The organism is Jejuia pallidilutea, from assembly GCF_002973595.1.
GTDB lineage: Bacteria > Bacteroidota > Bacteroidia > Flavobacteriales > Flavobacteriaceae > Jejuia > Jejuia pallidilutea.
Genome location: NZ_PVEO01000003.1, coordinates 230,531 through 243,143 on the forward strand (window position 1 = coordinate 230,531; position 12,613 = coordinate 243,143).

Annotated in this window: 7 protein-coding genes; 6 read left to right on the forward strand and 1 reads right to left on the reverse strand. The window is 34.2% G+C overall.

Annotation, left to right across the window (positions count from 1 at the left end; all coding sequences use genetic code 11):
* Positions 1-170: 170 nt before the first annotated feature.
* From CLV33_RS07075 to CLV33_RS07085, 3 genes are all read left to right on the forward strand, one after another.
* Positions 171-2,573, forward strand: coding sequence for a glycoside hydrolase family 31 protein (locus tag CLV33_RS07075; RefSeq protein WP_105473303.1), 2,403 nt, complete (start codon positions 171-173; stop codon positions 2,571-2,573).
* A 406-nt stretch (positions 2,574-2,979) separates the two neighbouring features.
* Entirely contained in the window at positions 2,980-5,403 is a 2,424-nt protein-coding gene (locus CLV33_RS07080; protein ID WP_105473304.1) for a TonB-dependent receptor, read from the forward strand.
* Between the two features lie 95 nt (positions 5,404-5,498).
* A complete protein-coding gene (locus tag CLV33_RS07085; protein WP_105473305.1) occupies positions 5,499-6,617 on the forward strand; it encodes a PepSY-associated TM helix domain-containing protein in 1,119 nt (372 codons plus the stop codon).
* Positions 6,618-6,650: 33 nt separating this feature from the next.
* Here the strand turns inward: CLV33_RS07085 and CLV33_RS07090 are convergent, their stop codons facing one another.
* On the reverse strand, positions 6,651-8,519 hold the full coding sequence (locus CLV33_RS07090; protein ID WP_105473306.1) for a cation:proton antiporter: 1,869 nt from the start codon (positions 8,517-8,519) through the stop codon (positions 6,651-6,653).
* A 142-nt stretch (positions 8,520-8,661) separates the two neighbouring features.
* On the opposite strand from CLV33_RS07090, the gene CLV33_RS07095 reads away from it, so the two are divergent.
* The 3 genes from CLV33_RS07095 to CLV33_RS07105 are packed head-to-tail and all read left to right on the forward strand — an operon-like array spanning position 8,662 to position 12,613.
* Positions 8,662-9,510, forward strand: a complete 849-nt coding sequence (locus tag CLV33_RS07095) for a universal stress protein (RefSeq protein WP_105473307.1) — start codon at positions 8,662-8,664, stop codon at positions 9,508-9,510.
* The gene (locus tag CLV33_RS07100) at positions 9,507-11,699 is read left to right on the forward strand and encodes a SulP family inorganic anion transporter (protein ID WP_105473308.1); all 2,193 of its coding nucleotides are present in this window, start codon (positions 9,507-9,509) and stop codon (positions 11,697-11,699) included. Before CLV33_RS07095 ends, CLV33_RS07100 begins: the two co-directional genes overlap by 4 nt.
* 53 nt (positions 11,700-11,752) lie before the next feature.
* Positions 11,753-12,613: an MBL fold metallo-hydrolase gene (locus tag CLV33_RS07105; protein WP_045371572.1), complete on the forward strand. Its 861-nt coding sequence runs from the start codon at positions 11,753-11,755 to the stop codon at positions 12,611-12,613.

Consider the following 12,613-nt stretch of genomic DNA (forward strand, 5'->3'; position numbering starts at 1 on the left):
TCGCCTAAACCCCAAAAACACAGTTTATTAGCGTATTCTTAAAAACTTAATAATTTAATCAAGCCATTATTAGGTTTTGCATAATTAATTAACCTATTTTTTAATAAAAAGTAACTCATCAGACATTTAAAATTTAGTATTTTCGTGGATTAATTTTAATACCTGTTTACATGATATTAAATACCGAATTAGAATATAAAGGAAACCTGTTTCCCTCCAAAATAGTTAAGTACGAAAAGAACCTTAACGTACTCTCATTTACCGCAGAAAACGGTGTTATTTTAGAAGTTACCGTGCGTCGCGATAGTATTTTGCGTTTTAGGTACACTACCACTGGTATTTTTGAAAACGATTTTTCTTATGCCATTACAAAATATGCAAGTAGAGGTTACAATCATTTAGAAGTTACCGAAGATGATGATAACTACATTATCACTACTGCAAAACTAATTTGCAACGTATCAAAAACCGATTTAAGAACTTCAATTTTTGATGCCAAAGACAAAACGCTAATCTGCGAAGACGAATTAGGGTTTCATTGGGAAGAAAGCTATGAGTTTGGTGGCGATGTTGTAAAAATGTCTAAAACCGCCCAATCTGGTGAAAGCTATTACGGCCTTGGAGACAAGCCAGTGGATAATAACTTAAAAGGAAAACGTTTTGAAAACTGGGTAACCGATTCTTACGCTTATGGTAGGGAAACAGACCCTATATACAAAGCTATCCCATTTTATACAGCACTACACCATAAAAAAGCCTATGGTATCTTTTTTGATAATACCTTCCGTTCTTTTTTCGATTTTTGTGCAGAACGTAGAAACATTACAAGTTTTTGGGCACACGGTGGCGAAATGAATTACTATTTTATTTATGGCCCAGATATGTCGGAGGTTGTTGCCAACTATACCGACCTAACAGGGAAACCCCATGAAATGCCAGCACTTTGGACCTTAGGCTACCACCAGTGTAAATGGAGTTACTATCCAGAATCAAACGTAAAAGAAATTACAGCTAAGTTTAGAGAGTTACAAATTCCTTGCGATGCTATTTATTTAGACATCGATTACATGGAAGGTTTTAGATGTTTTACATGGAGCAAAGAACATTTTCCCGACCCTAAGCGCATGGTGAAGGAATTGGCAGATGATGGTTTTAAAACCATTGTTATTATAGATCCAGGTATTAAAATAGATATGGATTATTCGGTGTTTAAAGAAGGTCTAGACAAAGACTATTTCTGTAAACGCGCCGATGGGCCATACATGAAAGGTAAAGTATGGCCAGGGGAATGTTATTTCCCAGATTTTACCAATCCAGAAGTAAGAGACTGGTGGTCTAACCTTTTTAAAGAACTTGTTGAAGATATAGGCGTAAAAGGTGTTTGGAACGATATGAACGAACCCGCAGTAATGGATGTGCCTGGAAAAACCTTTCCTAACGATGTTAGGCATGATTATGATGGCAACCAATGTAGCCATAGAAAAGCGCACAACGTTTACGGTATGCAAATGGCACGTGCCACTTACCAAGGCTTGAAAAAATTCTCGTATCCAAAACGTCCTTTTGTTATTACGAGAGCTGCTTATTCTGGTACGCAACGTTACACATCTAGTTGGACGGGTGATAACGTGGCCACTTGGGACCACTTAAATATTGCAAACCTACAAGCCCAAAGAATGGCCATGTCTGGTTTTTCATTTGTAGGATCTGATATTGGAGGATTTGCAGAGCAACCTAATGGCGAATTATATGCGCGTTGGATTCAATTGGGGATATTTCACCCTTTTTGTAGAACACATTCCTCTGGAGACCATGGCGACCAAGAGCCTTGGGCTTTTGGCGAAACCATTACTAATGTAGTGCGTAAGTTTATAGAATTAAGGTACCAATTACTACCATATCTTTACACAGCGTTCTGGCGATATGCCGAAGAGGGCATTCCTATTTTAAAATCCTTAGTGCTATACGATCAACACGATCCGCAAACATATTACAGAAACGACGAGTTTGTTTTTGGTGAAAAAATATTAGTATGTCCAGTAAACGGCCCTAACCAAAAAGGAAGACGCATGTACATACCAAGAGGGAAATGGTACAACTTCTGGACAGATGAGTTGGTAACTGGCGGACAAGAACTTTGGGTTGATGCCGATTTAGATAGTATGCCAATTTTTGTAAAAGAAGGCGCTATTATTCCTAAGTACCCAGTGCAGCAATATGTTGGAGAAAAAACCATTGACGAATTATTACTAGATGTATATTATACCGAAGGTAAGGAAGAATCTATGGTATACGAAGATGCTACAGATGGATACGATTACATTAAGGGTAGATATAGCCTAAGAAGCTTTAAGTTGTCTGGAAAGAAAAAAGAATTAATAATTCAACAACATAAAACAGGTAAGTTTATCACAACTTATAAAACATTTAAGTTGAACTTACATGGGCTGCCGTTTAAAATCACTAAAGTTCAAGTAGATAACGTAGATATACCGTTGAAAGATTTAAAAATAAATGGAGATAACACTCTAGTATTAACTAAAGAATTTAACGAACTGCATATTATAGGTTAACAAAAAAAATCTTTAGCAATAATATTTTATAAACCCCACTTTAACACAAAAGTGGGGTTTTTTACTTTTTATATAACCTAACACAACGAAGCTTTACAGCAACAAAAAAGTTAGTTTAAATACTATTTCATGAGCTTTATAAGCAAGCCCAATGAAAATCCCCTACCTAGCTTAGAATAAAAACCACAGCGGTTATATATAATTTAAAGTATGTTTTTTAAAGCTTTTTTATTCACTTTCAGACCTATCCAAACATATTTTTTCATCAATTAATCAAAATTTATTATTCAAAATCAGCACGTTAAAAATTCTTATTTAGATTTATTATAAATAATTTGGAGAAATGAAATCTCACACATATTTTTGCCCTGAATTTATTATTTATATTAAGTCTAAATAAAAACAGATGAAAAACCTATTACCAATCTTAACCCTATTTTTAATACTCCATAGCGCCATAGCCCAAACTAATTCTGTAACAGGAACAGTTGTAGACCATAACAACACCCCTATATTTGGCGCCAATGTTTCTATAATTAATACAACAAAAGGCACACAAACTAATGAAAACGGTGTCTTTGAAATTTCGAATATTAGTGATGGTAATTATACGCTATCCATCTCATTTATAGGTTATAGAACTAAAGAAGTGTCGTTTTCTATTTCAAACCAAAACCATGTGCATTTAGAAACAATACTACTTTACGAAGGCAACGAAATTTTAAACGAAGTGCTTATTGAAGGGGAACGTCGCAATAAGTTCTCAAGAAAAAAAACAGCCTATGTGTCTAAACTCCCTTTAAAGGATATTGAAAACACCCAAGTTTATAGCACCATAACCAACGAAATTTTAAAATCTCAAATAGTTACCAATTTTGATGATGCCTTAAAAAATGCTACAGGTGTAGAACAATTATGGACTTCTACTGGGCGCGGAGGCGATGGTGCTGGGTATTATGCACTTCGTGGTTTTTCAGTACAACCTCAACTAGTAAACGGTTTACCTGGTTTAACTAACGGTACCATAAATCCTGCAAATATAGAGCGTATAGAAGTGCTTAAAGGGCCTTCCGCAACCCTATTTGGCAATGCAGTAAGTTCTTATGGTGGTCTTATAAACGTGGTTACTAAAAAACCTTATGTTGGCACTGGTGGCGAATTATCTTTTACTTCTGGCACTTACGGACTCAATCAAATTGTGGGCGATTTTAATACTGCATTAAGTGAGAAAGACAACTTATATTTTAGGTTAAACACAGCCTACACCACAGAACAAAGTTTTCAGGATGCAGGGTTTAGAAAATCATTTTTTGTAGCACCTTCTTTATCTTATAAGGTAAATAACAGATTATCGTTTTCGTTTTACGGAGAAATAACCCAAGCGGAACAAACCAACCCTACGTTTTTGTTTTTAAACAGAAGTGTGCCAACAGCATCTTCTAATCTAGAAGAATTAGGTTATAACAATAAACTATCGTTTACTAGCAACGACTTAAGTTTACAAAATCCTACACAGAATTACAGAATTGAAATGGATTATAAATTGTCTGATACATGGCAATCGCAAACTCTACTTTCTAAAAGTTCTACATCTACAAAAGGCTATTATTCGTATTTATTTGATTTTGGTGTGCTAGAAGGTGATACCTATTCTCGCTACATCAATAAGCAAAATGCGAACACACAAACTACCGATATTCAACAAAATTTTATTGGCGATTTTAATATTGGTAGCTTACGCAATAGAATGGTTGTTGGTGTAGATTATTTTAATGAAACGCAAACCAATAATAGTACGGGTTATGCCTTTTACGGTAACGTTACACCAGATGGTGGTAGCAATGGCGACAATCCTTTTACAGCAGATGTTGAAACAGATGCCTTCCCACTTTCAACTTCGGCAGTAGACGCCGCATTAGCATCACAAGGTGTAGCCAATGCAAAAACTAAATATCATATTTATAGTTTGTATGCCTCTGATGTTATTAACTTTACTGAAACGCTTTCTGCAATGGTTGGCTTGCGTTTAGACCATTTTGATAATGAAGGTGATTTAACAAATCCTGACGACGATTATAACCAAACTACATTATCGCCTAAATTTGGTGTGGTATATCAGCCAATTAAAGACCAACTGTCTGTTTTTGGAAATTACCAAAATGGTTTTACCAACGTTGCGCCACAACTGGTAGGGAATCCTGATGAAGGGCCACAAACCCTACAAACCTTTAACCCAGAACAAGCAAATCAATTAGAGTTTGGTATAAAAACAAACTTATTTAATAACCGATTAAATGCTACTGTTAGTTACTACGATATTAAAGTTAAAGATAGGGTAATTACAGATCCCTCTTCACCATTTAATAAAATACAAGGTGGTGAAGTGGTGAGTAAAGGTTTTGAAATTGAAATTAATGCGAATCCGATAGATGGCTTAAATATTAGAGCAGGTTACAGCAACAATGATAGTGAAACAACAAAATCGGACAATACAGAAATTTTAAACCGTAGACCCTTAGAAGCAGGTCCTGAAACTTTATATAATTTTTGGGCAAACTACGAATTTCAAGACGGTAGTTTAAAAGGCTTTGGACTAGGATTTGGTTTTAATGGTGCAAGCGAACGTTTTGCTATAAACTATGCCTCTACTGGCGAGTTTATTTTACCAAGTTATACCATTGCCAATGCTTCTGTGTTTTATCAAGCTAGCAAATACAGAATTGGGTTAAAACTTAATAATGCTTTTAACAAAGAATATTACAAGGGGTGGACAACCATAAATCCACAAATGCCTAGGACGTTACTTGCGAATATTTCGTATCAATTTTAATTAAACATAAAACTTAGAGTGCTGTTAAAATGTATTTAAAAAATTGTTAACAGCGCTCTAACTAAAATTTGATTGTTACCCTAACATGTTTTTCAATGAGCTTTAAAAAATTCGTTTTTCAATTACATAAAATTTTAGGCCTTACCACGGGTTTAGTTGTGTTTATTGTTGCTATAACAGGTTGTTGTTGGGCTTTTAGGGATGAAATTGAAAGTATTTACGACGATTACAAAAAAGTAGCACCACAAAACCAACCTATTTTAACACCAACACAAGCAAAACAGTTGGCAAAAAATGTGTTTCCTAACAACACGGTACATGGTACGGTTTTTAAAAAAGCCGATGATGCTATTGAAGTTATTTTTTATGATGCAGAGCCCGAATTTTACCAAAGTGTATTTTTAAACCCATATACTGGTGCGGTTATTCAGGTAGATAATCATTTATCAGGATTTTTTGCTTTTATACTAAAAGGCCATATGCGATTGTGGTTGCCAAAAGCCATTGGTGAGCAGGTGGTTGGTGCCTCAATTTTAATTTTTATCTGTATTATAATTTCAGGTTTTATACTCTGGATTCCTAAGAAAAAAAAGAATTTAAAACAACGCGTAACTTTCAACTGGAAAAATACTACACGATGGAAACGTAAGAATTTCGATTTACATACAGTTATAGGGTTTTATGTATGTGCTTTGGCTTTAGTTCTGGCTTTTACAGGATCTGTGATGTCCTATAATTGGCTAAAATACGTAGTTTACAAATCTACTGGTGGAGAAAAAGTACCTGCTTTTATTATTCCTGAAAACAAGAGTGAACATACAACGCATAATGATGTAGTGCCAATGGATATTTTAATTGTAAAATTATTAAAAGAAAATCCAGAAGCAGAGGCCTACGAACTACACTACCCAAAAACAAAAGACGAAAGTATTTATGTTGAAGTTTCTAATAGCAAAGGGCTATACTACGATGCAGATTATAGGTTTTTCGACCAAAATACTTTAGAAGAAATAGAAACACCTGCTATTTACGGAAAATATAAAGACGCCAAGGTAGCCGACAAAATTCTACGTATGAACTACGATATACACATTGGTGCCATTGGTGGAATTGCAGGTAAAATTATTGCTTTTATAGTGAGTTTACTAACTGCTAGTTTACCTATAACGGGTATTTTATTATGGTACGGGCGCAACTATAAAAAAAAGGATTAGTCGAGATTTTAAGGAAAATAATCTAATTATCTACTATCCTTCTTTTACGCCTTTTGCATCTGCTGTAGGTACCTCATCCACATCAAAAGGTTTGCCTAAATACACCAGTTGATAGCCTTCCTCAATATTTTCAAAACCTAAGCTATGCGAAGATATAATATGAAGTTCCCCTTCGTTATCCTTTACAAATAGTGGAATAATATCTTCATCATCGTTAGAAATTTTAATAAGCTTATCGTAATGCGCTTTATCTTCTAAGTCTATTTCTTGTATAGAGGGATAGGCTCTAGTTAATTCTAACAACGCACTATAATCGTCTTTATGAGAGAATAAGCCTTCTTTAGGGTTTATTGTATCATCAAGCATTTCTTGTGTTGTAACCAATCTGTAAGAGCCATTCTCTCCAAACTGTTTTCCGAATTTATTAATAGCATATTCGTTAATATCAGGATTTCCTGTTAAGGCCATTAAATATCCAACATCGTTTAGTTCTATATTATCAGTTAAAGTTTCAGAATAAATATTGGTGCTAATAGCCTCTAAACCTAACTCTTTGGCTTTTGCAATATTTTGTTCGTTACTATCTATAAGAACCACATGCCTATTGTTTGTAAGCAAATAATGCCCTAATAATCGTGATACCTTGGAAGCGCCAACAATTAAAATACCTTCAGACTTTTTAAGAAATACGCCCACTAATCTTGCAAATAATCGTGCTGTTGTTGCATTTAACAATACAGTTCCTAAAACAATCATAAACACTAATGGCGTAATGTATTCTGCACCTTCTACACCTTGTTTAATTAATTTACTGCCAAAAAGCGAAGCAATACCTGCTGCTACAATTCCGCGTGGGCCCACCCAACTTATAAACAGTTTTTCATTAAACTTTAGTTTTGAGCCATGAGTACTTGCAAAAACTGCTATTGGCCTTACTAAAAAAACCACCAAAGCAAATAATAATGCTGTTTTCCATGTGTAGAGCAATTCTAAATCTTCTATGTTTATGTTTGCTGCCAATAAAATAAATAAAATAGAAATAAGCAGTACGCTAAGCGATTCCTTAAAATAAAGGAGTTCTTTTATATTTTCTAATTTTCCGTTTCCTAGTACCATTCCCATAACTACTACGGCCAATAAACCAGATTCGTGCGCAAATATTTCAGACTCTACAAATACCAATAACACGGTAGACAAAGACACAACATTTAAAAGGTAATGCGGAATAAGTTTTTTATTTATAGCAAATGCCAAGGCATGGGCAAACGTAAAACCAAAAGTGGTTCCAAAAAGAATAATTTTACCAAATTCTATTAACGCTGTTTTTGTAAAACCACTATCGCCCTCTACACTTATAAACTCAAACACCAATACCGCTACTAATGCACCTATGGGATCTATTAAAATGCCTTCCCATTTTAAAACCGTAGAAATATCCTTTTTTAAAGGAATATTTCTTAAAATTGGGGTAATTACCGTAGGGCCAGTAACTATAATTAATCCTGAAAATAAAAACGATAATTCCCAACTTAAGTTAAATATAAAATGAGCCAATAGCCCACCTCCAAAAAAAGTTATGGCAGAACCTAGCGTAATAAGTTTAGTAATAACAGGGCCTACATTTCTAATTTCAGAGCGTTTTAACGTTAAACCACCTTCAAAAAGAATAATACTTATAGCTAGCGACACAAAATAATACAAGCCCTCCCCAGGAAACAGCCCGTTTTTTCCGTTCCATATAGGTTCTATCCACTTTGCACCATCTTCACTCAAATACTCAGCTGCAATTGGTCCTACAAACAACCCAATTAAAATTAATGGCAATATTGCAGGGATTTTAAATTTCCACGCTACCCATTGCGCTAAAATGCCAAGAATAATAATACCTGCTAGTTCTAACATATAGTCTATTTTTTTAAAAACACTAATTTAAAGAAAATGATAAGATTTATTAAGATTATATTTTTTTAGTTTGAATTGGTAAGATGCCTACCATATCCCACAAAAAATGCTATCTTTCAACCCTTGACTAATTTTTTTATTATTGAGTTTAAAACCATTTCATAGCATTGGTATAGGCGTTGCGTTTTCACCAAACCTAAAGGCAAATCTTTTTGAGGCTGCTAGATTAGCCGTTTTTTTTAAATCTAAATTATTTTTAATTCACGTTGGTGAAACATCAAAAGACAAAGTAAATATGCTTAGCGCAATTTTAAAATCTTTTGAAAAAGATAATCTAGATTATGAAGTTGTTTTTAAAAAAGGTAACCCTGTAGATGTAATATTATCGGTTACTGCTAGCAAAAATATAGATTTACTCGTGCTAGGCGCTGCAAAACGAGAGCGTTTTGTAACCTATTATATGGGTTCTATTGCTCGAAAATTAACACGTAAAGCAAAATGCTCTGTTTTGCTTTTAATAAAGCCTTCGGTAGAACGAATACCCTGCGAACACATTGTAGTTAATGGGCTTAAAGACCCTAAAACCGAACAAACCATTACCACCGCTTTTTATGTTGCAGAACAATTGAATTCTGAAAAAATTACCATTGTTGAAGAGATAAAAGACGAACAGGTAGCCATTAAGGTAGATGATGATAAATCGTTAAGACGCGCCAATATTGTAAAAGAACGTATTAAGCTAAGGGAAAACCAACGTATTAAAGAAATAATTAGTGATATTCCTGAAGAATATACCAAGAACAAATTGGTAAAACTACAACCTATTTTTGGAAAACAAGGTTACTCCATTGGGCACTACGCGCAAATATCCAGAGCCGATTTATTAGTGATGAATGCCCCTAGTAAAATGACGTTTTGGGACCGCTTATTTCCTCATGATATTGAACATATTTTAACCGAATTGCCAACCGATGTATTAATACTGCAGTGAGTCCAAAAAAAAATAACATAGCTCTTTTTTTTAAGGCATTGCCAAGAAATATATTTTCTGGTTTTGTGGTAAGCCTTATTGCATTGCCATTAGGCTTGGGTCTTGCTATGGCTAGTGATGCGCCGCCAATATCTGGAATTATCGCAGCCATTGTTGGTGGTATTATAGTGGCTATTTTTGGAGGTAGCCATGTTACCATTGCAGGCCCCGGAAATGGGTTAGTTGGCGTACTTTTGGTAGCTATAACAACTTTAGGTATAGAGAGTGCTTATGCTGCCATTATTTGCTCTGGAGTATTAATTATGCTACTTGGTTTTTTTAGAATGGGAAAGCTGGCCGATTTTTTTCCCTCTTCTGCCATACAAGGCATGTTAGCTGCCATTGGGCTTATTATTCTTGGGAAACAATTTCACATAATGTTGGCCCATAAAATTAAAAGAGAAGACACCCTAGATTATCTTTTTGAAATACCTTTTACCATAAACGACGCCATACATTACGAAAACAAAGGTTTTATTTTCGCTGCATTGGCAGGAGTTATTAGTTTAGCAATTATGCTGTTTTATTCAAAAATTAGAAATAAATATTTACAGCTTGTTCCAGCACCAATGTGGATTGTTATTTTATCTATTGCTTTCAGTTATTATTTTGAACTAGTATTGCATGAAGAAAACCCCATTGAAAAAGCGTATATGATTTCTGGTATTCCTTCCATTCAAAATATTATTGAAGATATGCATTTGCCAAATTTTTCTAAAGTTGGCAGTTTCTCTTTTTGGGGAAGTGTTTTTGCTATTACTTTAATAGCAAGCATAGAATCTTTATTAAGTATAAAAGCGGTTGATAAATTAGATCCTGAAAAAAGACGCTCTAACGTTAACAGAGATTTAAAAGCGCTTGGTTTAGCAACCGTAGGTAGTGGTTTTTTAGGTGGTTTAAATGTAGTTACCGTTATCGCCAGAAGTTCTGTAAATGTAAATAACGGCGCATCCAACAGGTCTTCTAACTTTTTTCATGCTACTTTTTTAGTTCTTTTTATTGTTTTGTTTAGCACACAACTTACACGAATTCCGCTGCCTGCACTTATGGCAATTTTAGTATACACTGGGTATAGGTTAGCATCGCCAAACGTTATTAAAAACATTAGCCGTATTGGTAAAGAACAACTCATTATTTTCTTTATAACGCTTTTGGTAACCCTAAAAATTGGCCTTATTACTGGAATTATTGCTGGTGTGTTAACTACGCTTGTTATTCACATTGTTATAAACAAAACAGTGTCTTTATTCGTTAGAAATGTTTTAAAACCAAACGTGTTAATGTATCAAGAGGAAGGGCATAACGATTTTTATGTTAGTGTAAAACATTTTTGCAGCTTTTTAAATTATTACAGGTTAAAAGAAAAATTAGATGCCATTCCCGAAGATCAAGATGTTATTGTAGATTTTTCACTGTGTAGTTTTGTAGACCATACTGTAATGGAAAACATGCACAACTATCATGAGTTATTTATTAAACGTGGTGGTCATTTTGACGTAATAGGCTTAGATATGCACAATAGCGACTCTGAACATCCATACGCGCTAAGACGGTTATTGCCTGTGCCAAAAATTATTCAGAATAATTTAACAAGACGACAAACAAACATGGAGTCTTTAGCTCAAAATTACCATTTAGCCTACGCTCCCAAAAAAATAAAAGATATTGAATTTCTCTACAATTTTCTTTTTTTTAATACCAAAACCATCAATCATATTTATAATAAATTGAGTTATAAAAATGATACTATATCCTTGTTCGATATAGAGTTTTCAGAAGGTGATTTTATTGCAAAAGAAGTTGTGCGTTCTACTATGCTTCATATTAATTTAAATACTAACATTCCTGAATTTACATTAGATCGCGAAGGCTTTTTAGAGAAAGTTTATGCCTTTGCAGGGTTTAAGGATATTCCTATTCAAAAACATTCCGATTTTTCTAATAGGTTTTATTTGTTGGGTGATAACGAACAAGACATCACTAATTTTTTTAATGATAATCTCATACATTTTTTTGAAAGCAACCCATATTACCACGTAGAGTCTAATGGCAATGCATTATTGGTTTTTAGTAAAGAGCGTTTAGCAAGCGTAAAAGAAATTAAAGTACTTTTTGATTTTGGTAAGCGTTTGCATCAGGTAATTTCATAATAATCTCTTAACATTATGGTTGATTTTAGTCTTATTTTGTAAATTCGTTCACTATGAATTTATACCCTATTAACTCTGGCAATTTTAAGTTAGATGGTGGCGCAATGTTTGGTGTTGTACCCAAATCTATTTGGAGCAGAACCAACCCCGCAGACGACAAAAATATGATAGATTTAGGCGCTAGGTGCCTATTAATTGAAGATGGTAATCGGTTGATTTTAATTGATACCGGAATGGGCAACAAACAATCTGAAAAGTTTTTTGGTTACTACTACATGTGGGGCGATGATAGTATTGATAACTCTTTAAAAAAATACGGTTTCCATAGAGATGATATTACCGATGTATTTTTAACCCATTTGCATTTTGACCATTGCGGTGGAGCCATACAATGGAATAAAGACAGAACAGGTTACGAACCTGCTTTTAAAAACGCAAATTTTTGGAGTAATACAGACCACTGGGAATGGGCCACAAACCCAAATGCTCGTGAAAAAGCATCATTTTTAAAGGAGAACATTTTACCTATGGAAGATAGTGGCCGTTTAAAGTTTACCAAACTTCCAGAAGACAACATGCTTAAACATTCTGCTTTGGGTTTCGACATATTTTTTGCTGACGGACATACCGACAAGCAAATGATTCCTATGATAAACTACAAAGGAAAAACCATATGTTTTATGGCCGATTTACTTCCAACCGCTGGCCATTTACCCTTACCATACGTTATGGGCTACGATATGCGCCCTTTATTAACTTTAAATGAAAAAGAAAAGTTTTTAAACATGGCAGCAGATAATGGCTTTTATTTATTTTTAGAACACGACGCTTACAACGAAATTATAACTGTAAAACATACCGAAAAAGGCGTGAGATTAGAAAATATCTTAACCGCTGAAGAGGTATTTAATTAA